Raw genomic sequence first — 23,508 nt, 5'->3', positions numbered from 1 at the left:
AGACCATGATCTGCGGCTTTTTGCGTTACAAAATATAGACGAATAAAAACAAAATGACCCATACCACATCGACAAAGTGCCAATACCAAACGCTGGCTTCAAAGGCGAACTGGTTGTCTTTGCTAAAGTGGCCTTTCAGCACCCGAGCGAACATCACGATCAACATAATCGCACCTAAAGTCACGTGTAAGCCGTGAAAGCCTGTCAACATGAAGAAGGTATTGCCATAAATGCCTGATTGCAATGTGAGCCCAAGGTCACGGTATGCGTGGACATACTCGTAAATTTGTAAGCTTAAGAAAATTAAGCCCAAAGCAATGGTGATAGCTAACCATAGTTTCAGCGCACCGCGCTTGCCATGCTCTAAGCCGTGATGGGCAAAGTGCAAGGTAACCGACGACGTAACTAAGATTAAGGTGTTAATAAGTGGTAAGCCCCAGCCCATCGCCTGGGTTTCAATGCCACCTGGTGTTGTTGTTAGTGGCCAGATAGCTTCAAAGCCAGGCCATAATACTTCACCAGTCATCACATTGTTGCTGGCGCCGCCAAGCCATGGCACAGCAATCATGCGGGCATAAAACAAGGCGCCGAAGAATGCTAAGAAGAACATTACTTCGGAGAAAATAAACCAACTCATACCTTGTCGGTAAGAGCGGCTCATTTGCGCGCTGTAAAGGCCTTGCTGCGACTCGTTGATTTGGTCGCGGAACCAACCAACCAGCATCACGATTAACACCACGATACCAGCCAATAAGAACCAGTGGCCAAAACCAGCTTCTTGATTCGACCATTCAATCACATAATGCGCTGCGCCGTAGGCAATTAAGCCTAGCGCAACCGCACCTACCAAAGGCCAGATACTTGAATCTGGCACATAATACTTCTCATGTTGGGTATTACCTGAACTCATTGGTGTATCCTCACTCAGATGTGTCGACAACGACACGACCCTGTGCAGCAGCCTCTGTCATGTCGTACATCATGTACGACAGGGTGAGCGTGCGAATGTGGTTAGGAATGTCCGGATCCAAATAAAACTGCATGGGCATCACTGCGGTATCACCGGCAGCTAATGGCTGGTTTTGGAAGCAGAAACATTCTGTTTTAAGCAAATACGGAGCGGCTTCGCCAGGTGCGACAGACGGTAGTGCCTGACCTGTCATATTGCGACCAGTACGATTAATTGCTGTGAAATTGACGGTTTTGGTTTCACCTGGATGCACCTGCATACGGCGCACTTCAGACTCGAATTGCCACGGTAAACCACGGTTAACTCGAGTATGAAATTCCACGGTGACCAAGCGCGAGGTGTCAATGAGGCTGCCTTCGCTAACGGCCGCAGCGGTATTGCTGGTGCGGCCGTTAAATCCGGTAATTTCACAGAACTTTTCGTACAAAGGCACCAGCGCGAAACCGAACGCAAACATAGCGACTACGGTAACCAACAGGCGCGTAATCATTTTGCTGTTATCGACTTTAGGACGTTGCTGAGTGCTCATAGCATAGCTCCTTAGCGTACCGGTTCTTCAATGGTCGGTGGGGTGTCAAAGGTATGGTATGGCGCCGGAGACGGCACCTCCCACTCAAGACCTTCAGCGCCTTCCCAAGGTTTCGCTGGTGCTTTGTCGCCTTGTTTCGCCATACATTTAAGTACCACGGCAAGGAAAATAAGCTGCGAGAAACCAAACAGGAATGCACCGACACTTACCACTGCATTAATATCGGCAAACTGTAGCGCGTAATCTGGAATGCGTCGTGGCATGCCAGCTAAGCCAACAAAATGCATCGGGAAGAACAGAATGTTGACTGAAATGACCGAGCACCAGAAGTGCAGCTTGGCTAAACCTTCATTTGGCATATAGCCTGACCATTTAGGCAGCCAGTAATACGCCGCCGCCATAATCGAGAACACCGCACCGCTGACCAACACATAGTGGAAATGCGCCACCACGAAATAGGTATCGTGATACTGGTAATCAACCGGGGTCAACGCCAGCATAATGCCCGAGAAACCACCAATGGTGAACAGAATCACAAAGGCTAGGGCAAATAGCATTGGCGGCTCGAAGGTCATCGCGCCGCGCCACATGGTACTTACCCAGTTAAACACTTTTACCCCAGTAGGTACGGCAATAAGCATGGTCATGTACATAAAGAACAGCGATGCAAAGACCGGCATACCAGTGGTAAACATGTGGTGCGCCCATACCAGGAACGACAGGCCTGCAATCGCTGCGGTGGCGTAGACCATGGATGCGTAACCGAACAAAGGTTTGCGTGCGAAGGCCGGAATAATCGCAGAGACAATCCCGAAGGACGGTAAAATCATGATGTACACTTCAGGGTGGCCAAAGAACCAGAATAAGTGCTGGAACAATACTGGGTCACCACCACCGGCTGCGTCAAAGAAGCTAGTCGCAAAGTACTTGTCTGTAAGTACCATGGTGACTACACCCGCGAGTACCGGCATGACCGCAATCAGCAGGAATGCGGTAATAAACCAAGTCCACACGAACAATGGCATGCGCATGTAAGTCATACCGGGTGCACGCATATTCATGATGGTGACAATGACGTTAATCGCCCCCATGATCGACGAAATACCCATGATATGAATGGCAAACACGAAGAGTGCGGTCGAGTCGGTACTATAGGTTGTCGACAATGGAGCGTAGAACGTCCAACCAAAGGCTGGGCCGCCACCCGGCATCAACATCGATGACATCAAAATGATGAACGCGAATGGCAGGATCCAAAAGCTCCAGTTATTCATCCGCGGTAGCGCCATATCAGGCGCACCGATCATCATTGGTATCATCCAGTTGGCTAAGCCAGTGAATGCCGGCATGACAGCACCGAAGACCATGATCAGACCATGCATGGTGGTCATTTGGTTAAAGAAATGCGGGTCTACAATTTGCATTCCCGGTTGGAATAGCTCGGCACGAATAACCAAAGCCATCGTACCGCCGACAAAGAACATCAGAAAGCTGAATAATAAATACAGCGTTCCAATGTCTTTATGGTTGGTGGTAAATAACCAACGCTTTATACCAGTCGGCTTGTGGTCATGATGGTCGTCATGATCAAGATGTGTATCTACAACAGTGCTCATGGCCATCCTCCCTTAATTATTATTGCCTTGGATAAAATTATGAATATCAGCGGCTTGAATTTCGTCGCCGGTATCGTTGCCCCAAGCATTGCGCTCGTAGGTAATGACGGCGGCTAACTCACGCATACTGAGCTGGCTACGGTAGGCTTGCATGGCACTACCGCGAACACCGTTCACGACTACGTCGATATGTTCATCAATGCCGTTCGGGTCAACTGAAACACCTTCGCCAGCGAGGGCTGGGAATACACCAGGTACGCCACGGCCGTTGGGTTGGTGGCAGGCAGCGCATTGCGCTACATACACAGACTCACCCAAGCTCATTAGCTCGCTCATGTCCATTTGCATCTCAAGAAGGCGTTCTTCTTCGGCACGTTGCTCAGCAAGACGCGTTTCTTCGTTGGTAATCCAACTCTCGAAATCGTCTGGCTCCATCGCAATGACAACGACCGGCATAAACGCATGGTCTCGGCCACACAGTTCAGCGCATTGGCCGCGGTAAATACCGGGCTCTTCGACACGTGTCCATGCTTCGTTGATATACCCTGGGTTGGCGTCCTTTTTGACTGCGAACTCAGGCACCCACCAACTATGGATAACGTCGTCGGAGGTAATCAAGAAGCGCACTTTGCGCTGGGTAGGAATGACCAGAGGACGGTCAACCTCAAGTAGGTAATTCTGGCCTTTCTCAAGATTGCCGTACACTTGCTCGCGCATGGTGGCCATGTTACTGCGATAGCGTACATCGTAATCGAAGTATTCATAGTCCCAACGCCATTGGGAACCTGTCACTAAAACCGTCAGGTCTGAGTCATCCGTATCTTCCATATCGATGAGTAGGAAGGTAGCCGGTAGGGCAAGGGCAATCAGAATTAAGAAAGGAATAATAGTCCAAGCGATTTCCACTTTGACATTGTCATGGAATTTCGCAGGTTGCACACCACGCGACTTGCGGTGGCGAAACATGGACCAGAACATTGCAGCAAATACGATGACGCCAATAACTGCGCACACATAAAATGCGTACATGTGCAGGCTATAAACGGACTGACTTACATCAGTCACGCCACGCGTCAAATTTAACTGCAGAGTTTGAGCGTATGCAGCTGGTGTCATCAAAACCAGCGCGGCGCAAAGCACGCGATACAGACTCGCTTTCACTCGACATCTCCTCTTAGTCTTTTGCTGCTGCACTGCATGGGGTGCAGTGGCAACGCCAGAACAAAGAGGTCAGCAAGAAATGGAACAGCTATTCCCCAGAAATCGCAGTCCTTGCCTAACCCTTTGTTGTCGTTTTAATTATTATCTCTGCTTTATGCAGATGTTAGGTAAAGGTTATTGGCATTTGCACGTCTGCTTTAAGACATCCGCCTTAAAAAGGCGCAAAAAGAACTACATGGCGTGTAAAAGCTATTTGGGACATATTGTCGCAGATCAAAATAGCATCATCTTTGTTAATAAAAAAGGGGGCTGATGTGAATAGCCCCCTTTAACTGATTCATAGCTGTTTATTGGTTACTTAATGTAACGCTATCGGTGAAAATAAATCATTGTAAATCATTACTTTAGCCTGAGTGTGCTTGCGTGCTAATTGCAGTCTTAGGGCATCGCGTTGAACGCACTGGTCGAGCCACGCAACCACCAGCGCACTGTTGTCTAGCAACATCGCTTGTTCCGCGGCAAAGGCTTTGCTGGCTGCATCGCTAGGACGAATCCAGCGCACGTGGCGTAAATTGACGCCAGCTTGGGCGAGCATGTGTAACACATGGCTTACACTGGTGTTGCTTGGTTGACCAATTAAAGTCACCCAACGCTGGTGTTGCTCAAACTGCGTCGACACGTCTGATAGGGCAGACAATAAGCCTTGGGTGTCAAAGCTGTCGCTGTTGGCGCAAAAATGGGGGGCTTGATTAGGTAAGGTCCACAAGCCTGGGTGACGATGTTGTTTGTGTGTTGGGTTCATAACCAGCCTCCGTTACGAATCACACCTACAGCTAACCCTTCAATGGTTAATGGTTGAGTCGTTAAATCTACATAAATAGTTGAAAATTCGTCGTTCTCTGGGTGCAACAGCACGGTGCTGCCTTGGCGCTCAAAACGCTTAACGGTCACTTCGTCGTCAATTCTGGCCACCACAACCTGGCCGTTGCGAGCCTGATTGGTCTTATGCACCGCCAACAAGTCGCCGTCCAGAATGCCTATTTTCTGCATGCTCATGCCTTTAACACGTAGCAAGAAATCTGCAGCGGGCTTAAACAGCTGTTGGTCAACTTGCACGTGGTTTTCAATATGCTCGGCGGCTAGAATTGGTTCGCCCGCCGCGACTTGACCTATCAAAGGCAGGCCTAACTGCTCAGGTTCGTCGCTATTGTCATGCTGCACCAAGCGGATGCCGCGAGACATGCCAGGTAGCATTTCAATCACACCCTTTTTAGCTAAGGCTTTCAGATGTTCTTCTGCTGCATTCGCGGAGCGAAAACCTAAGCGTTGTGCTATTTCAGCACGGGTCGGCGGCATGCCCGTCGCGTCAATCGTGCTTTTAATCAGATCTAATACTTCGCTTTGACGCGGTGTAAGGGGGCGTGCGCTAAGAACTTGAGGTGTACGAGTTGAGGCCATAATAAACCCTGTTTTTCTATACAGTATGCTGTGAGTATATACAGTAATTTTTGCAGTGCAAGCCTATTGCTGTATTTTTATCCATGTTCTTGCAAACATGTAGGGGTTGCGACAAATGAAGGATGAAGTGGTATCCTTGACCCTATCTTTTATCCCTTTAGATGGCGCCTTATGAGCTTTAAACGCTATTTATATGCAATCTGCAAATGGCCAGTGCGCTGGCTCACCAAAGCCGAAACAATCTTAGACCCGCACGACAGCGTGGCGTCTGACGCAAATCATATTGTTTACGTAATGAAATCACCGAGTTTGTCGGATTTGGTGGTGTTACAGCGTGCCGCAAAGCAGCATCAGTTGCCAGACCCACTTAGCCCGCTGACGATTGAGGGGCAAACCTTCGATCGTGTGTTATTCGTTGAAGACCCTAAGCGGAAGTTAGATTATGCCGCTGAGCAGCCGTTTGGCCAGTTGCTGGCGCTCCATCAACAGCACCCTAAGCATAACGTACTAATGTTTCCAGCCGCCTTATTTTGGGGGCGTAACGCAGGGCGCGAAGAACCAACTGGTGTGGTGAGTGCTGATATTGAAGTGCGTAGTTTATGGAAGCGCTTTATGGTGTTGTTGTTTGCTGGTCGCAATATCATGTTGCGTATCAGTCGGCCAGTCAGTCTGCGTCTAATGGCAGACAAATATGGCAATGACGCGAATTTGGGGCATAAATTATCACGCGTAGCGCGTACGCACTTTAGCCGTTTGCGCCACGCGGTGGCGGGGCCTAAGTTGTGGTCGCGGGACGAAATGATCCGCTCATTGCTGCGCACGCCAGTGCTGCGCCAAGCCATTGAAGACGAGGCGCGAAGTAAGAAAATTACCACCGAACAAGCACACCAACGGGCTCAGGATTACCTTGAAGAAATTGCCGCTGACTACCGTGAAGGGTTAGTCCGTATTGGCGATCGTGTGATGACCTGGCTGTGGAATCGCTTATACAACGGTATTGATGTGCGACACGCCAGTGTTGTGCGTGAACTGGCACACGATGGGCATGAAATCATTTATGTGCCGTGTCACCGTAGCCACATGGATTACTTGTTACTGAGTTATGTGATTTATAAGCAAGGTTTGGTGCCGCCGCATATAGCTGCGGGGGTCAACCTTAACTTTTGGCCTGCAGGCCCAATTTTCCGTCGCGGCGGCGCGTTTTTTATTCGTCGCAGCTTCCGTGGTAACAAGTTGTATTCCATCGTGTTTCGCGAGTATATGGGCAGATTGTTCCAAAAAGGGTACTCAGTTGAGTACTTTATGGAAGGTGGGCGCAGCCGTACGGGGCGCTTGCTGGCGCCAAAGACGGGCATGTTAGCGATGACAGTCCAAGGGCAGTTACGCGGGATTAGCCGTCCTATCAGTTTAGTGCCCGTATATATCGGTTATGAACATGTGATGGAAGTGGCTACCTACCACAAAGAGCTGCGCGGTAAATCCAAGCAAAAAGAATCGGTGTGCCAAGTATTTGGCATTTTGCGCAAATTGCGCAATTTCGGCCATGGCTATGTCACCTTTGGTAAGCCTGTACGCTTAGACGAATACTTAGATGCAGAACAGCCGAATTGGCGCGAATCGAGTACGCGCGGTATTGAAGAACCTGCCAAGCCGAGCTGGTTAACGCCGCAGGTGAATAAACTGGCCGATATTCTGATGCGCAATATTAATGACGGCGCTGTGGTGAACTCAATCAATTTAAGTGGTTTGGCGCTATTGTGCGCTGAAAATCGCTCACTGACGAAAGAAGAGTTGATTGCGCAGTTTGACGGGTATTTGGCGTTACTCAAAGGTGTGCCATATAGCCCTTATGCGGTGGTGCCGGACACCACGGGCGCTACGCTCTGGCAGCAAGCGGTTAAAATGGATAAATTCGAAGTAACCCAAGATGCTGTCGGCGAATTGGCGAGCTTAAATAGTGAGCAAGCACTCACTATGACGTATTATCGTAATAACGTCCTGCACCTGTTTGCGGTGCCTGCGTTGGTGGCGAATTTTGCGTTGGCTAAGCAGCGTTTTGTGGCCGCAGATGTGAGTGATTTTGTCACCACGTTAATGCCGATGTTGCGCTCAGAATTGTATCTAAGTCAGGATGCAGGCGATGTGCCGGTATGGGTCGCTGCGATTTGTGAACAACTGGTCAGCCAAGGCTGGTTGCGTCAGGCCGAGGGTGGCTATAGCGTGCCTGAACACGATACCCAAGGTTACTTCCAGCTACGCCTGTTAGCTAATGCGATTAACGAGACTTTAGCACGCTACGGTATTGTGATGGAGTTGCTGAAGAGCTTTGATAATCTCTCGCGCGCTGACCTTGAGCAACATAGTGAAGCCTTAGCGATGCGGCTAGGCTCGATGCATGGCATTGACGCCCCAGAGTTTTTCGACAAGCGCTTATTCAGCACCTTAGTTCAGGTGCTAAAGCAGGAAGATTATTTGCTGGTAAACCAACAAGGTGATTATGTCTCCAACGCCACGACTTTACAGTTGAGTGACACCATCGACAGTTTGTTGCCTAGCCCAGTGGTGCAGACCATTAAGCAATCAGTTAAACGCTTGAAAGAGGCTGCTGCATAGCAGCCTCTTTCATGGCTAGGTAACTTAAAGTAAGCTGCCTAGCCATGGCACGTCAGGTAACCAAAAGTGCAGGGCAATACCAATCGCGATGATCATGCCGACATAATGGTTTTGGCGAAATGCACGCATGCACTGGTCCGGCTCGCGTCCGCTGATCATCCACAATTGCCACACGAACATAGCGGCGGCAAGTGCAACGCTAATCCAATAGTAGGGTGCTGCCGACATCATCCAACCCACTAAGGCCAATAGTGCAATGGTGAGGGTCTGCAATAAAGCAATGGCGATAAGATCATAGCGTCCAAACAAAATCGCGGACGACTTAATCCCAACTTTCAAGTCGTCTTCACGATCTGCCATGGCGTACTGCGTATCGTAAGCCACCGTCCACACCAGGTTCGCTGCAAATAGCACCCAAGCTATCAGCGGCACCCGGTACTCGACAGCGGCGAAAGCCATGGGTATCGCCATCGAAAAAGCTGCGCCCAAAATGACTTGGGGTAAATGGGTAAAACGCTTGGCAAACGGGTAGGCGGCAGCCAGCGCTAGCGCCACGGCGCTTAAACCGACGGTCAGCCAATTTAATGTCAGCACCAATAAGAACGCTAGCAAAACTAAGCCAACAAACAGCACTAAAGCCTCTGCCGAGGTGACTTTACCGCTGGCCAGCGGACGTTCGCGGGTGCGTTGCACATGGCGGTCAAGTTTGCGGTCTGCAAAATCGTTAATCACGCACCCTGCTGAGCGCATTAAGAATACACCCGCAGCGAAGATCGCGACCAAACGGATAGAGGGGTCGCCTGCACCTGCAACGAGCAGAGCCCAGAATGTCGGCCAAGCCAGCAGCCAAGTGCCTATAGGTTTATCCATTCGCATTAGCGCGCGGTAGTGACGCAATCGACTCATGTTGATTCCTTTTGTCTTAATTCAATATTAATTGCCATTAGTCGCCATAACTCGGCGCTGCACTTAAAAATACCTCGGCAACCAACACCGGTTGTTGCTCCACCATAAATACACGTCGGCGTCCCCATAATGCTTGCGCGGTGGCGCCGCGCTGTTGGTCAAGTTCGACTACTTTAGACTGTAGCGGAAAATGAGCAAATTCAAACGCCCCTGAATAAATATTTGGGTGGCTAAACAAGGCTTCACCTAAAGGACTATCGCCAATATGCTGCAAGTCATAGAGTAAACCTTGAGTGGCCTGAGGAATAATACTACGCGCAAACACCCAAGCCGAATCACCATTACCCAGAATAACTTCACGGCACTGGCAGGCATCCGCGGCGCCAAGCTGCATCAATGCGCGTTCATCCACGGCAACTTCCGCTGGTTGGTGGCTGAGCACCTCAACATGGAAACTAGCGGTGTGTTGGCGTAGGCGCGCCGTCAATGATTGCGGCGATTCTAACCAGTCGCGCATCCGCTCACTGGGTTGCACGGCGGCTTGGGCCAAGTCCGTCGCCCACTGAATATCAGAAAAAATTGTTGTTGCCACAGTAGCTTCAATGCAGTTAATGATATGATAATCATATCAGATATAAGTTCTACGGGCATGCGGCCGATATAACGTGCTGATGCTGAGTAACTTGAGGAGTGACACATGGGTTGGCGAATTAACGCGACGATACTGGCGGTCAGCTTGATGTTGATGGACGCTCCTTGGGCGCAAGAGGGCCCCACAAGGCAGATGTACTATCCGTTTGACCCCGATATCACCACCAATTTTGTCAAGTTGGAGCAAAGTCGCCATTTAGGTTATGTGCGCGTCGGAATTGAAGCTGTATTGATGGAGCCTAGCGATATGAGCTTGCTGGAGCACCATGACCCATTACTGCGGGACGCCTTTATTGAAATATTTGGGCGCGCGCAGGAAGGTAAAGTGCGTTCACTCACCGGCCGTGAAGAGCTTCGTCAAGAATGCATTGCTCGCGCCAAAGAACTACTTGAACGCGAAACTGGGCGGCCAATTATAAAAGACCTCATTTTCACCACGTATTTGTATCAGTAGACACGTATCAGTTAAACCCGGTGCGCTGGAAGCGGTAGCCCAAGCCGATTAAAGCGCCGCTGATCAAGCCCATTAAGTGGGCGTCGTTAGCCATATTGACCCATAGCACTTCGGTGTAGCCAAGCAGCAACCAACCTATCATAAACACCAGTAATGCCGGTGGCAGCGATAACGCCGATTGACGCCGCCAGCCATACACAGCGCAAAAGCCAAATAGCCCGTACACAACCCCAGATAAACCGCCGAACAGCGGGCCTGTGGTGTACCACTGCAGCAGGTTGGCGCTGATACCGCATACCAGCAATAATAGCACTAAGGTTTTGCCACCCAGTGTGAGTTCGATACGCCCACCTAGGTACCACCACCAAAAGATGTTAAATATTAAGTGGGTAGCGGACATGTGTAGCAGGGCGGGTGTAAATAGACGCCAAGGTTGACTAAAGTCGAGCTCTGACGAGCCGGGTGGCGTAATAATTAAGGCACCTAAAGTAGCTTGCATGGACCAGAAGAACTGTGCAGCTGCCACTGCCAGCACGGCAAGGGCGACCATAAAGGTGACCAGTCCAGCTTGTGAAGTCAGTGTGCGTAACGTCGGCTTAAGTAAGCCGCCACTTGGCGCAGCATCAGGCATCGCAGCAGGGTCGTCGATATACTCGCTCAATAACGCTTGCGCCAGCGGTTGCTGGTGTTCTTGTAGCAACCACATGTCGAGCTTTCCTGCACGCTCTGAGACAGTCACTGCAACACCGTTGCGCAACATGAAATGGCGCAAGCGCGCCATGTAAGCTGTGTCCTGACTAGAGGTCAGTCGTATCATTGGCAATTCCGCTGTTGCGCTATGGTGCACATTACGTGTATTGGGTAGCTACCTGCTCTGGGTAATCCTGCGCCCAAGCTGTGAAACCGCCATCCATGCTATACACTTCGTTAAAACCTTGCTCGGCCAAATACTGCGCGGCACCTTGGCTGCTGACGCCATGGTAACAAACCACAATCACCGGGCGCTGAGTATCGGTATTAAGAACAAAGTCATGCAAGTTTGCATTATTAAGCATGACTGCGCCCAACATATGGCCCGCAGCAAATGACTGCGGGTCACGAATGTCAGCCACCACAGCGTCGCGCGCCGCCATTAGGTTGCGCGCTTGCTCAAGTGATATACGTTGCATCGCTGGCATTAGGCTTCCCAATCCAGAATAACTTTGCCCGACTTACCGGAACGCATGATGTCGAAACCTTCCTGGAAGTTGTCGACGGGCATGACATGGGTAATCATGGGGCTCAAGTCTAAACCAGACTGAATCAACGCGGCCATCTTGTACCAGGTTTCAAACATTTCACGGCCATAAATACCTTTAATGACCAAGCCTTTGAAGATGACTTCATTCCAGTCGATAGCCATGTCTTTCGGCGGTATACCTAGCAGCGCAACTTTGCCACCATGGTTCATCGCTTTAAGCATGCCGTTAAAGGCAACACCAACGCCAGACATTTCAAGGCCGACGTCGAAACCTTCGGTCATACCAAGCTCTGCCATGACGTCCTTTAAGTTTTCGCGTTGCGAATTAACGGTGCGGGTAGCGCCCATTTTTTTGGCTAAATCGAGACGAAAATCATTGATGTCAGTAATCACCACGTGGCGTGCACCAGCGTGTTTGGCGACCGCTGCCGCCATCATACCAATTGGGCCTGCGCCCGTGATTAACACGTCTTCGCCGACCAAATCGAAAGACAGCGCCGTATGCACAGCGTTGCCGAACGGGTCGAAAATTGCAGCCATATCGTCGCTGACTTCGTCTGGCAATTTAAACGCATTGTCTGCTGGAATGGCCAAATACTCGGCGAATGCACCAGCACGGTTGACCCCAACACCCATGGTGTTGCGGCACAGATGGCGGCGCCCGGCACGACAATTACGGCAATGGCCGCAGGTAATATGGCCTTCGCCGGATACGCGATCACCGACTTTAAAGCCGCGCACACCATCACCGATTGCAGCCACCACGCCAACATACTCGTGACCCACTGTCATACCAACTGGCACGGTGTTTTGTGACCACTCGTCCCAATTGTAGATATGCACATCGGTGCCACAAATGGCGGTCTTTTTAATCTTGATTAGGATGTCGTTGTAACCGATTTCTGGTTTGTCGGCTTCACTCATCCACATGCCTTCTTCAGGCTTTAACTTCGCTAAAACTTTCATCGTACTTCCTCACGCATGCGCAGGGGATAGATTATATAACGCCCAATTCCTTGCCGATACGGGTAAAGGCATCAATGGCACGATCAATTTGTTCAATACTATGAGCCGCTGACATTTGGGTACGAATACGCGCTTCGCCTTTAGGCACAACAGGGAACGAGAAGCCAATGACGTAGATGCCTTCTTGTAATAAGCGGTCTGCCATTTCAGAGGCTAATTTGGCGTCGCCAAGCATCACAGGAATAATCGCATGGTCAGCACCGGCTAGAGTAAAGCCAGCCGCCGTCATTTTGTTACGGAAATGCGCGCTGTTACGCAGCAGTTTTTCGCGTAAATCGCCACCATCGCTTAGCATCTCAAGGACTCGAATAGATGCGGTAACAATCGATGGCGCCAAAGAATTCGAGAACAAGTACGGACGCGAACGTTGACGTAACCAATCAATTACCTCTTTTTTACCGCTGGTAAAGCCGCCAGATGCGCCGCCTAAGGCTTTGCCTAGCGTACCGGTAATGATGTCAACGCGGTCCATGACTTGATGATATTCGTGGGTGCCGCGACCATTCTGGCCAACAAAACCTACGGCATGGGAATCATCGACCATCACCATAGCGCCAAATTCATCGGCTAAGTCACACACACCTGGCAAGTTGGCAATCACGCCGTCCATCGAGAAAACACCATCCGTGGCAATCAGGATATGGCGAGCGTTATCGGCTTTGGCTTTCTCAAGCTGCTCACGCAGTGCGCTCATGTCGTTATTAGCGTAGCGATAACGCTTGGCTTTACACAGACGTACGCCGTCGATAATTGATGCATGGTTCAGAGCGTCAGAAATAATCGCGTCTTCTGGGCCCAATATGGTTTCAAATAAACCGGCATTGGCGTCAAAGCATGATGAGTAAAGAATGGTGTCTTCCATGCCAAGGAAGTCACTTAATTTTTGCTCCAGCGTTTTGTGGATATCTTGGGTACCACAAATAAAACGCACGGAAGCAACACCGAAACCGTGTTGGTCAAGGCCGTCTTTTGCGGCTTGAATTAAGTCAGGGTGGTTGGCAAGGCCAAGGTAGTTATTGGCACAAAAGTTTAGAACTTTATGCTGATTTACCTCGATTTCCGAGAACTGTGACGACGAAATCACGCGCTCTTTCTTATACAGCCCTTCGCTTTTGACGTCTTCGATTTGGTCACGGATTTGACGGTAAAAATCATCTTTCATGCTCAACCTCAGTGCGGAATATGCTCAGAATAAAGCTATATTTTACGCGTCGTTGGGCAAATTATCATCCTTTCTTTCACAGCACCGACCTTTCCCTGTTATCATTTGTATACACTCGAACTCGTGACACCCTGTCAGTACGTTTCAGGACATCTTTACTATGCATACAAGAGCCATCTACCCAGGCACCTTTGACCCAATTACTAATGGCCATAGCGACCTTATTGAGCGTGCGGCGAACTTATTTCATCATGTGGTGGTCGGTATTGCCGCCAGCCCAAGCAAAAAGCCGCTATTTAGCTTGCAGCAGCGGGTGGACTTGGTTAAAGCCGTGACTGCACATTTACCCAACGTGACCGTGGTTGGCTTTTCTGGCTTGTTGGTCGAATTTGCATTAGAGCAAGAAGCAACGGTTTTAATTCGCGGGCTGCGGGCGGTGTCTGATTTTGAGTACGAGTTCCAACTTGCCAATATGAATCGGCGTTTGCACCCTGGTTTAGAGTCGGTTTTTTTGACCCCCGCGGAAGAAAATTCGTTTATTTCTTCGACCTTGGTCAAGGAGGTTGCGCTGCATCATGGTGACGTGACTCAGTTTACTGATGCCCGTGTTGCCGCAGCGTTACAGCAGGCGCTGCATGGCGCCAAGCAAGGAAGCGCAGGATAGGCTATCTTTTTGGGCGGAAAACCGCTATAGTTCCCGCCCAAAATTTGACCGTTATCGTTGCGGCGAGCGGCCAAGATTTTTACAAACCCACTTTCACATTACAGACTGTCCCGCAGGAGTCGTATCATGACCGATCTGGATCTGAGCCAATATGGCATCACAGAGGCCACGGAAATCGTTTATAACCCATCTTATGATGTGCTGTTCGCAGAAGAAACACGCGCTGACTTAGTAGGTTATGAAAAAGGCATTGTCACCGAATTAGGTGCGGTCGCAGTAGATACCGGTATTTTCACCGGTCGTTCACCCAAAGATAAATATATTGTGCGTGATGACACCACCAAGGATACGGTGTGGTGGTCAGATCAAGGTAAGAACGATAACAAAGCGATTGACCAAGACACCTGGAACCACTTGAAAGGCTTGGTGACCAAACAGCTGTCTGGTAAACGCTTATTCGTCGTTGATACGTTCTGTGGTGCGAATGAAGATACCCGTTTAGCGGTACGTTTTATTACCGAAGTGGCTTGGCAAGCGCACTTCGTTAAGAACATGTTTATCCGTCCGTCGGATGCAGAACTGGCTACCTTCAAGCCTGACTTTATCGTGATGAACGGTGCTAAATGCATCAACCCAGATTGGCAGAAACAAGGTCTTAATTCTGAAAACTTCGTGGCATTCAACCTAACGGAGCGCATTCAGTTGATTGGCGGTACCTGGTACGGCGGTGAAATGAAAAAAGGTATGTTCTCAATGATGAACTACTTTTTGCCATTGCAGGGTATTGCATCCATGCATTGCTCGGCGAACGTCGGCGCTGAAGGCGACGTGGCAATTTTCTTTGGCTTATCGGGCACCGGTAAAACCACCTTGTCGACTGATCCGAAGCGTCAATTGATTGGTGACGATGAGCACGGCTGGGACGACGATGGCGTGTTTAACTTTGAAGGTGGTTGCTACGCGAAGACAATTAACTTGTCGCAAGAAGCTGAACCTGACATTTACAATGCGATCCGCCGCGATGCGTTACTTGAAAATGTCACCGTTGGCGACGATGGCAAGGTAGATTTCGATGACAATTCGAAAACTGAAAATACCCGCGTGTCTTACCCGATTTACCACATCGACAACATCGTGCAGCCGGTGTCTAAAGCTGGCCACGCAAAAAAAGTTATCTTCTTAACGGCGGACGCATTTGGTGTGTTGCCACCAGTAGCCAAGCTGACCAAAGAACAGACGAAGTACCATTTCCTGTCTGGTTTCACCGCTAAATTAGCAGGCACTGAGCGCGGTATTACGGAGCCAACACCAACGTTCTCAAGCTGTTTTGGTGCTGCGTTCTTAAGCTTGCACCCAACCCAATACGCTGAAGTTTTAGGTAAGCGCATGGAAGCAGCCGGCGCCGAGGCCTACTTGGTGAACACGGGTTGGAACGGCACTGGCAAGCGCATTTCAATCAAAGCGACACGTGCGATTATCGACGCGATTCTGGATGGTAGCATCGAAGACGCTGAGTTTGTTGATTTGCCGTACTTCAACTTGGCCATTCCTAGCCAGTTAGCGGGTGTTGAAGACAGCTCTATTTTGGACCCACGCCAAACTTACACTGACGTGGCAGAGTGGGACGTGAAGGCGAAAGACCTTGCTGCGCGCTTTATCGCTAACTTTGAAAAGTTCACAGACAATGAAGAAGGTCAGGCATTAGTTGCCGCGGGTCCGCAATTATAACCTGCATGACGTTTGACATACTCTGATACACAAAAAGCCGACGCAAGTCGGCTTTTTTTATGATTTTTCGCCATCAAACAGGCACACTATGCGCAAAAATGTTAACAACACATAAAAGGTTACCCTGTGCAAATCACTCTCTCTCACTTGATTAAAGAGTATGCGACCTTGCGGGCGGTGAATGACGTATCATTCCAAGTCTCCGAGGGAGGCATTATCGCGTTGCTGGGTCCAAATGGAGCCGGTAAATCGTCATTGGTGCGTATGTTGGTAGGCTTGACGGAGCCTGATTCTGGCAGCATTGAAGTGACCTACCAAGGCCGCACGTATCCGCACTTACCGGAAGGGACATTTGGCTATTTGCCGGAAGATCGCGGCTTGTACCAAGACCGAACTTTAAAGCAAAACCTGATTTATATCGGCCAATTACGTGGTCTTGATAAAAAGGAAATTCAGCAGCAGCTGGACCACTGGTTGCAACGCTTCGAGTTAACCGAACGCGCCAACGAGCAATTAAAGCAATTGTCGAAGGGTAACCAGCAAAAAATTCAGCTCATCGCGACTTTACTACATAAACCGCCCATGGTGATCCTGGACGAGCCGTTTTCAGGCCTCGACCCAGTTAACCAAGAGCACGTGCTAACGGTATTAAAAGAGCTGAAAGCAGCGGGCGTGACTATTTTACTCAGTGCCCACCAAATGGATTTAGTGGAGCGCCTGGCAGATGAATTCGTGCTGATGAACCGTGGGCAGGTGATTGCTCATGGTCCAATTGATGCGATTCACCAGCAACTTGCGGACAAGCAAACTATCCAGTTTAGCTTCGCTAGCCCTGTGGAGCCTGCGGCGTTATCTGCGTTGCCGCTGGCCGGCTTGAGTGCACAGGCAGACAACACCCAATTTACTGCCGAGGTAGGGCTTGAACAGCCACTGCATGAATTGTTGGCACAAGTTTCACAATTAGGTGCTTTACAAGAATTCCGCCGTCAACGTAAACCGCTACATGACTTGTATTTGTCTGCGGTGCGTAGTTCCGCTGCCACGCAGGAGATCCGCAAATGAAAACGACCTATTTAAGCCGTATCACCCGTGTCGCGAAGTTCGAGTTCTTACGTTTCTTTAAGTGGAAACAAGAATTGCTGACGGTTGGTTTGATGTGTTTCGGTTTCTTAATCGCTATCTTATGGCCGATGATTATTGCATTCTTCGAGTCGGAGCAGCGCATTGCGGTGTTTGCAGAAGGGCAGTTGCCAGACGTCGCGCAAGTTGAATTTGTGCGCTTGCCACCTGTTGATCGCCAGCGCGCGATTGATGCCATCGGCGACGAATATGACGGCGTGCTTGAAGTCGATGGATTTAGCATGACGTTGCACGTGGAAAAGAGCGCAGGTTGGCAGGATAGCGTTCGACCTCGGCTGCGTGATTGGATGCAGACACGTAAGTTTAATGCCTTAGATCTCGACCAGGAACAACGTGATTTCTACCATGAAGATATTCCGATTCAGATGCTCTACACCAGCCGTGCCGATGACGAAGATGCAGAAGCTGCGGAAACAGAACGCCGTGGTCGTGGGTTGATTACGGGCGGTATTTTAATGCTGCTGTTTATCGGTGTGATTAACGGCTTTGCGTTAATGATGTCGTCTATCACCCAGGAAAAGATGACGCGCGTCACCGAGCAGTTGCTTACTTTGTTGAACCCGCAAGAATGGATGGACGGAAAGATCCTCGGCATCACCTTACACAGCTTGAAGTCTATGGTGTTGACAGGGGGCTTACTGCTGCTGCTACTCAATGGCATGCATATGGCGATGGTGGGGGGCTTTATGTCCTTGCCGTTGACCTTCTGGGTATTCTTAAATGCACTGTTCTTCCTGATTGTCGGGTTGCTATTAGTGAATAGCTTTTTGGCCGGCTTTGCCGCCACCATTGATGACCCGAACCATTCGTCTCGCTCTACGGTGATGTTTATACCTATGCTGCCGGTATTTTTGAGCTTCTCGATTGTCGGCTCAGCCGACAGCGCAATGGCGACATTCTTGAGTATTTTCCCACTAACCTCGTTTGCGGCGATGCCAATTCGGGTCGCTGAGGTTGGCGTACCTTGGTGGCAATGGGTGCTGTCTGTCAGCTTAATGCTTGCCACTTTATACTGGGCTCGCCGGCTTGCTGCGAAGCTGTTCCGTCACGGCATTACGATGTACGGCAAAGAGCCAAGCTGGAAGGAAATCTGGCGGGTGATTATCAACACGTGATGACATCACAACGACCGCCGTCAGCGCCATCCATTGGCGCTGACGTATTCGATCACACCTCGTTACACAATTGGTATAGACAAAATCAATGATAATGATTATCATTGATTTTCCAGTTATGCTAATGAATAGGTGATGTATGATCCGTGAAGTTCTTGCCATGACGGCCTTGATTTGGGGTGTGAACCTTCCTGCCGCTGCACTTGATGCAACCTCAGACAACCGCTTAGAGCACTATCAGGCACTGCCAGCTGAAACTTTAGAGCAAGCAGTTACCAACTTACGCAGTCACAACGACCATCTGCAACGTATTGTCGATCAAGCGCAATTAAGCGATGAAGACTTGGTGAAGGTGCATGAGCTGACGTATACCTTGGAACTAGCCCTTGAACGTCTGCAGGACGAGTTATCCCACACAGCCGACGTGCTGGAAGAAGTGCACTTAGGCTCGGAAACGATGGACAGTAACCGAGTACGTGATAATGCGGCGCGCTATTTAGAGGTGATGCAACAGGTGCTGCGTTAACGCTAATAAGTCAAGTTATGGATGACGACTTGTATCAAGCGTATTAATGGTGCGGTAGTGCAAAGAAGTGTAAAGAGCAAGGTAAAGATACCCCTCTATCGCTCATAAATTCGAATAATTGTTCTATACTCGCACCATTCATCCACCCATTTATTTGTGAAATTATAACAATGACGACTAGCGACTTAGATCTTTCTCAAATAACCGAAAAATCAGCTCAAGCTGCCGGGCTGCTTAAGCTGTTAAGTAACCAACACCGCCTACTTATTTTATGCCACTTAGTGGAGGCGGAGCTGTGTGTGAGTGAATTGGAATCAAGGCTGGATATTTCACAATCTTCGCTATCGCAACACTTGGCGCGCTTGCGTGAGCAAGGCATTGTGGACTTCCGCAAAGAGAGTACGACAGTTTACTATCGTTTAGCCGATCCAAAAGCTGCGAAGGTTTTAGAAACCTTGCACGAGCTGTTCTGCAAATCTTAATTACTCCCTTTGACGTACGTCAACGCAAATCTGGGTGAATAACGTACACTCGACGCTTAAGTTATGAAAGGAGTCGTCTCTATGTGTACCTTTTCACCCACACCCGTCCCCCTAGTCTACACCTGTGCAGGTGCCTCTAATTTAGCGCAATTAGCCAATGACATTGGACTATGGCTGCATCAACAGGGGTATGCGCAAATGTCTGCTATTGCAGGGGTCGCCGGACAAACCACGGACCATCTTGAAGCCCTGTACAGCGGCCGTAAAGTGATTGCGATAGATGGATGTCACCGTCAGTGTGTGCGTCGCTGCTTAACCTTACAGCAGACCCAAGCCGATTGGCATGTTCAATTGGACAAGCATGTGCAAGTGCAACACCGCGACGGCAGTTGCAGCTTACATGACACTTTCAAGGCGATGCGCGTGGTCGGGGAAACGCTAGGTGTTGCTGTCGACGAGCATTTTGCCGACCACCTGCAGGCACCGCTTAAATCACCTTAGAAAATTGGCCCGAATTGCGCTGGTAGGCATCAAAGCAGGCGCAAATTAAGCGCACCCATAATTGTCCCTGCTCGGTGACTTGAATGCGGGTCGGCGTAACGACCACCAAGCCGTCGGCGATGAAAGGTTCAAGGGCTTCAAATGCGTCGCGTAAGTCATCGTGGGCAGCTATTTGCCAAGCGTTACCAAAGGCGACTAGATCAAGTTCAAAATGACAAATCAGCTGGCTAATGGCTGCAGCGCGGATCTGGTCATCGCGGCTCAACTGAAACCCGCGATCAACCGCTAACTGCTGCGCATCGACTGCCGCGTAATAGGCCGGTAAGTCTTTTTGATGCTGCCAGATGACGCCATTTACTTGGCTGATGGCGGTGACCCCAAAACCAATTAAGCAGTCGGACCCATGCGTGGTGTAGCCTTGGAAGTTACGCTGCATGTTACCTTGGCGTTGTGATTTGGCTAAGTTGTCGGTGGGTAGAGCAAAGTGGTCCATACCGATAGATTGATAGCCGGCCTGACTTAAACGCTCAATGGCTCGCAACAGAAGCTGCTGCTTTGCAGGACCTGCGAGTAAATCGTGAGTGGCGATTTTGCGCTGGGCGGCGAAGCGATTGGGCAAATGGGCATAACTAAACAAGGAGACTCGGTCGGGGCGTAAATTAAGCAGAGTCGTTAAAGTATGCTCGAAGTTCTGCGCGGTTTGCAGTGGCAAGCCATACACTAAATCTAAGTTAATCGATTCAAACTGTAATGCCCGTGCGTGCTCGACGAGTTCTTGCACCATACTAAGAGGCTGCACGCGGTTAATTGCCTGTTGCACAATATGGTTGAAGTCTTGTACACCAAAACTCACGCGGTTGAAGCCAAGTTCGCGCAGTAGTGTAAGTTTATCAAGATCACAGCTGCGCGGGTCAATTTCAATACTGACTTCACTGTCAGCTTGGGGCACAAAACCGAGGTGCTGGCGCAACAAAAACATCAAACGAGTAAGTTGCCCGGCATTTAAAAATGTCGGTGTGCCGCCGCCTAAATGTAAGTGTTGAATGCCGCGGTGGCTAAGTAAGGGGGAATACATATCAAACTCGGCTGCAAGTGCATCCAGATAACGGTCGGCTTTGTGCTGGTGCCTGGTCACGATTTTATTACAGCCACAGTAATAGCAAAGCTGATGACAGAATGGCACATGCAAGTACGCACTAAGCGGGGCATCGCTCGTCAAAAGTGCCTGCTTAACAGGCGCAGATGGAAAGTCACTGCGTAACTCTAAAGCGGTCGGGTAACTGGTGTAGCGGGGGCCGTGCAGGTCATATTTTTTGGCTAATGTAGGGTCCCAAGATAGCGCTTGCATGTAGCATCCTCCAGTTGTCTTACGTAGCAGTGGAGGCATAGTGTAGTCATCGCGCAAAGCCATGCATTTGATACATCGCAAGGAATCGGCTCGCGAACAAAAGAAAGCCCACCGAAGTGGGCTTATTGTATGCAAACTGACAACGCTTACAGTGCGTCAGCGTGCGGTAACTCGTGGTCAGGAATGCCTTCGTTTTGCTCAACCAAATAGAAGTTCATCCAACGCATCAGGCGCATGGCGTAATCAAGTTGCGAACCTACGCGCGTATTACCATGGCCTTCGCCTGGGTAGAGCACAAGGCGCACTGGCACATTGCCGTGCACTTTAAGGTAGCGGTAAAGCTCCATCGACTGGCTCGGATGCACGCGGGTGTCTTCTTCACCGTGCATGATCAAAATCGGCGTGCGTGCTTGTTCCGCCCAATAGATCGGGCTGCGCTCCAGGTACCACTGCCATTTGTCCCAAGGGTAGCTGCGGGCATGAACTAAATTCATCTCATTGGGAATATCGGTGGTACCAAACTTAGATAAGTTATTGCTGATACCGACGAACATTACAGCGGCGGCGAAATGCTCGGTCTGTTTGGTGGCACCCCAAGCTGATGCATAACCACCGTAAGACCCACCAGTAATACCAACACGCTCAGGATCCGCTAAGCCTATGTCAACTAAGTGCTCTTTGGCATCAACGATGTCGTCAAATTCTTTACCCGCATAGTCATTTTGACCCAGCTTTGAGAATTCTACGCCACGCCCGGTGCTGCCACGGTAATTAGGGAAGAAAGTAGCGAATCCTTGTGCTGCGCTATACCAAGTTGGGCTTGAATAGCGGTCATTCCAACCATTACGCACATGCGCTTCAGGGCCGCCATGCACATCGATAATCACAGGCACGCGCTGGCCTTCCTGATACCCTAATGGGTACACCAACACACCCTCAAGCTCAACGCCATCACGAGCGGTGTGACGTATGGTTTCCTGTCGGGGCTGTTCGACGTCCGCCAACCAAGGGTTTGAGTCGGTTAAGCGCTCGAGGCTGCGACTGGTTAGGCGGTATACCTCAGTCGGGTGAGCTGGGGAATGGGCAAGCAGAGTCAGGTGACCATTGGTATCAAAACTGATTAAGTTCTGCACAATAACCTGGCCAGGCTCAAGCAAGGTTGTGTACTCATTACTGCGCACGTTATAGCGCAATAGCTCTGTTTCGGTGCCTACTTCGCCCAAAATAATCAGGTGCTGATTATCTTGCCATAGCATGTCACGGACATGACCTAAATAACCAGGCAGTAGGTCGCGGGTGCTACCGTTGCGTAAGTTCGCTAGCAAGATACGTCCGACCGCAGGGTCGTGTTGATCTTCTGCACCGAGTACTGCTAGCTGAGAGCCGTCGGCAGAAAACCGCGCGGCACCTAATTTACCTTCGGTGTCTAAGGCCACCACTTGGCTACCCGAGAAATCGTAAATGGCATACTGGCTAAGCATTAGGTCGTCATCGACAAACGGCGTTGGTGCAGTGCGTAACAATACTTGCTCGTGGCCTGGGCGCATGGTCGCGCTTAACACATGGGCGTCAACTGGAATATGACGCGCTTCATCTTCATCTTCCGCCATGGGGTGCACGAATACCTGGCCAAGACGCATTTCTTCCTCAAACACACGCGCTCGGAAGCCTTTACGGGCTAGCTCTTGTTGCTTTTCAGGACCTGCTTCGCGCGTGGTAAAGACTATAGTTGGTTGGGTGTCACTCAATGAATAGCTGTTCACTGGGGTGTCGTGGGCGTATAAGCGCCAAGACTCGCCCCCGCGCAGCGGAATGCGATACAACGTGTTGTGCTTATCGTCATCACGATTCGTCACAAAATGAATAAACTTTTCATCGTAGCTAAAGCGAATTTGGCTAACGCGGACATCGCCGGTGATGAATGGCACATGCTCGCCATCGGGGGTAATGACAAAAAGCTCACTGTAGGCTGGGCCATCATCGTCTTCGTAAGCCGTGCGCGGGCGTACCCGGGTGTAGGCGGTATACGCACCGTCATTGGTGGTGATTGCGCTGGTCACACGCTGCAGCTGCACAATGTCTTGTAGGCTGATGTCTTGCAGGCTGATGTCTTTGGCTTGGGCCATCGTTGCGGTCATCGAGATGGTTGCAACTGTGGCGCCGAGGCATATACTCAAAAGCTTCGCCATAGTGATTCCCTGTTGATTTGCATGATTAT

The 23,508-nt window shown here is 50.0% G+C and carries 23 protein-coding genes; 9 read left to right on the top strand and 14 right to left on the bottom strand.

Annotated elements, in window-relative coordinates:
- Nucleotides 1-25: 25 nt before the first annotated feature.
- The 6 genes from CWE07_RS03525 to lexA form a co-directional block, all read right to left on the bottom strand.
- Complete coding sequence (locus CWE07_RS03525; protein ID WP_111568757.1) at nucleotides 26-910, bottom strand: cytochrome c oxidase subunit 3; 885 nt, start codon at nucleotides 908-910, stop codon at nucleotides 26-28.
- Between the two features lie 10 nt (nucleotides 911-920).
- Nucleotides 921-1,499, bottom strand: coding sequence for a cytochrome c oxidase assembly protein (locus CWE07_RS03520; RefSeq protein WP_111568758.1), 579 nt, complete (start codon nucleotides 1,497-1,499; stop codon nucleotides 921-923).
- Nucleotides 1,500-1,510: 11 nt separating this feature from the next.
- Nucleotides 1,511-3,115, bottom strand: a complete 1,605-nt coding sequence (gene ctaD, locus CWE07_RS03515; RefSeq protein ID WP_111568759.1) for a cytochrome c oxidase subunit I — start codon at nucleotides 3,113-3,115, stop codon at nucleotides 1,511-1,513.
- A gap of 12 nt (nucleotides 3,116-3,127) precedes the next feature.
- A complete protein-coding gene (gene coxB / locus CWE07_RS03510; protein ID WP_111568887.1) occupies nucleotides 3,128-4,231 on the bottom strand; it encodes a cytochrome c oxidase subunit II in 1,104 nt (367 codons plus the stop codon).
- 403 nt (nucleotides 4,232-4,634) lie between these two features.
- Nucleotides 4,635-5,078, bottom strand: a complete 444-nt coding sequence (locus tag CWE07_RS03505) for a hypothetical protein (RefSeq protein ID WP_111568760.1) — start codon at nucleotides 5,076-5,078, stop codon at nucleotides 4,635-4,637.
- On the bottom strand, nucleotides 5,075-5,734 hold the full coding sequence (gene lexA, locus CWE07_RS03500) for a transcriptional repressor LexA (RefSeq protein WP_111568761.1): 660 nt from the start codon (nucleotides 5,732-5,734) through the stop codon (nucleotides 5,075-5,077). The genes CWE07_RS03505 and lexA overlap by 4 nt, the downstream gene beginning before the upstream one ends.
- Nucleotides 5,735-5,905: 171 nt before the next feature.
- On the opposite strand from lexA, the gene plsB reads away from it, so the two are divergent.
- A complete protein-coding gene (gene plsB / locus CWE07_RS03495) occupies nucleotides 5,906-8,347 on the top strand; it encodes a glycerol-3-phosphate 1-O-acyltransferase PlsB (RefSeq protein WP_111568762.1) in 2,442 nt (813 codons plus the stop codon).
- Nucleotides 8,348-8,371: 24 nt separating this feature from the next.
- On the opposite strand, the gene ubiA is transcribed toward plsB, so the two are convergent.
- Entirely contained in the window at nucleotides 8,372-9,253 is an 882-nt protein-coding gene (gene ubiA, locus CWE07_RS03490) for a 4-hydroxybenzoate octaprenyltransferase (RefSeq protein WP_111568763.1), read from the bottom strand.
- A 37-nt stretch (nucleotides 9,254-9,290) separates the two neighbouring features.
- A complete protein-coding gene (locus CWE07_RS03485) occupies nucleotides 9,291-9,845 on the bottom strand; it encodes a chorismate--pyruvate lyase family protein (protein WP_111568764.1) in 555 nt (184 codons plus the stop codon).
- Between the two features lie 105 nt (nucleotides 9,846-9,950).
- Between CWE07_RS03485 and CWE07_RS03480 the strand changes: the two genes are divergently transcribed.
- Nucleotides 9,951-10,358 (top strand): flagellar basal body-associated FliL family protein, encoded by a 408-nt coding sequence (locus CWE07_RS03480; protein WP_111568765.1) that lies wholly within the window; start codon nucleotides 9,951-9,953, stop codon nucleotides 10,356-10,358.
- Nucleotides 10,359-10,365: 7 nt separating this feature from the next.
- Here the strand turns inward: CWE07_RS03480 and CWE07_RS03475 are convergent, their stop codons facing one another.
- Genes CWE07_RS03475 through CWE07_RS03460 form a run of 4 tightly spaced genes read right to left on the bottom strand, consistent with a single transcriptional unit; the run spans nucleotide 10,366 to nucleotide 13,786 of the window.
- On the bottom strand, nucleotides 10,366-11,175 hold the full coding sequence (locus CWE07_RS03475) for a rhomboid family intramembrane serine protease (RefSeq protein ID WP_126818970.1): 810 nt from the start codon (nucleotides 11,173-11,175) through the stop codon (nucleotides 10,366-10,368).
- A 31-nt stretch (nucleotides 11,176-11,206) separates the two neighbouring features.
- Nucleotides 11,207-11,536, bottom strand: a complete 330-nt coding sequence (gene glpE / locus CWE07_RS03470) for a thiosulfate sulfurtransferase GlpE (protein WP_111568767.1) — start codon at nucleotides 11,534-11,536, stop codon at nucleotides 11,207-11,209.
- The gene (tdh, locus tag CWE07_RS03465) at nucleotides 11,536-12,564 is read right to left on the bottom strand and encodes an L-threonine 3-dehydrogenase (protein WP_111568768.1); all 1,029 of its coding nucleotides are present in this window, start codon (nucleotides 12,562-12,564) and stop codon (nucleotides 11,536-11,538) included. The genes glpE and tdh overlap by 1 nt, the downstream gene beginning before the upstream one ends.
- Nucleotides 12,565-12,595: 31 nt before the next feature.
- Nucleotides 12,596-13,786, bottom strand: a complete 1,191-nt coding sequence (locus CWE07_RS03460) for a glycine C-acetyltransferase (RefSeq protein WP_111568769.1) — start codon at nucleotides 13,784-13,786, stop codon at nucleotides 12,596-12,598.
- A 160-nt stretch (nucleotides 13,787-13,946) separates the two neighbouring features.
- Between CWE07_RS03460 and coaD the strand changes: the two genes are divergently transcribed.
- From coaD to CWE07_RS03425, 7 genes are all read left to right on the top strand, one after another.
- The gene (coaD, locus tag CWE07_RS03455) at nucleotides 13,947-14,450 is read left to right on the top strand and encodes a pantetheine-phosphate adenylyltransferase (RefSeq protein WP_111568770.1); all 504 of its coding nucleotides are present in this window, start codon (nucleotides 13,947-13,949) and stop codon (nucleotides 14,448-14,450) included.
- A gap of 126 nt (nucleotides 14,451-14,576) precedes the next feature.
- Nucleotides 14,577-16,178: a phosphoenolpyruvate carboxykinase (ATP) gene (pckA, locus tag CWE07_RS03450; RefSeq protein ID WP_111568771.1), complete on the top strand. Its 1,602-nt coding sequence runs from the start codon at nucleotides 14,577-14,579 to the stop codon at nucleotides 16,176-16,178.
- 126 nt (nucleotides 16,179-16,304) lie between these two features.
- Nucleotides 16,305-17,240 (top strand): ABC transporter ATP-binding protein, encoded by a 936-nt coding sequence (locus tag CWE07_RS03445; protein WP_111568772.1) that lies wholly within the window; start codon nucleotides 16,305-16,307, stop codon nucleotides 17,238-17,240.
- A complete protein-coding gene (locus CWE07_RS03440) occupies nucleotides 17,237-18,433 on the top strand; it encodes an ABC transporter permease (RefSeq protein ID WP_111568773.1) in 1,197 nt (398 codons plus the stop codon). Before CWE07_RS03445 ends, CWE07_RS03440 begins: the two co-directional genes overlap by 4 nt.
- A 139-nt stretch (nucleotides 18,434-18,572) precedes the next feature.
- Entirely contained in the window at nucleotides 18,573-18,959 is a 387-nt protein-coding gene (locus CWE07_RS03435) for a DUF6746 family protein (protein ID WP_198679877.1), read from the top strand.
- A 170-nt stretch (nucleotides 18,960-19,129) separates the two neighbouring features.
- On the top strand, nucleotides 19,130-19,441 hold the full coding sequence (locus tag CWE07_RS03430) for an ArsR/SmtB family transcription factor (RefSeq protein ID WP_111568774.1): 312 nt from the start codon (nucleotides 19,130-19,132) through the stop codon (nucleotides 19,439-19,441).
- Nucleotides 19,442-19,522: 81 nt separating this feature from the next.
- Nucleotides 19,523-19,942 carry a putative zinc-binding protein gene (locus CWE07_RS03425; RefSeq protein ID WP_157983210.1) on the top strand — a complete coding sequence of 140 codons (420 nt, stop codon included), beginning with the start codon at nucleotides 19,523-19,525 and terminating at the stop codon, nucleotides 19,940-19,942.
- Here the strand turns inward: CWE07_RS03425 and hemN are convergent.
- The gene (hemN, locus tag CWE07_RS03420; protein WP_111568776.1) at nucleotides 19,929-21,290 is read right to left on the bottom strand and encodes an oxygen-independent coproporphyrinogen III oxidase; all 1,362 of its coding nucleotides are present in this window, start codon (nucleotides 21,288-21,290) and stop codon (nucleotides 19,929-19,931) included. The two genes, CWE07_RS03425 and hemN, sit on opposite strands and share 14 nt — an antisense overlap.
- Nucleotides 21,291-21,436: 146 nt before the next feature.
- Nucleotides 21,437-23,479 (bottom strand): alpha/beta hydrolase family protein, encoded by a 2,043-nt coding sequence (locus CWE07_RS03415; RefSeq protein ID WP_241974025.1) that lies wholly within the window; start codon nucleotides 23,477-23,479, stop codon nucleotides 21,437-21,439.
- Between the last annotated feature and the right edge of the window lie 29 nt (nucleotides 23,480-23,508).

Source organism: Aliidiomarina maris, from assembly GCF_003987335.1.
Taxonomy (GTDB): Bacteria; Pseudomonadota; Gammaproteobacteria; order Enterobacterales; family Alteromonadaceae; genus Aliidiomarina; species Aliidiomarina maris.
Note: the sequence above shows the minus strand (reverse complement) of the source record. Positions and strands in the feature narration are given on the sequence as shown.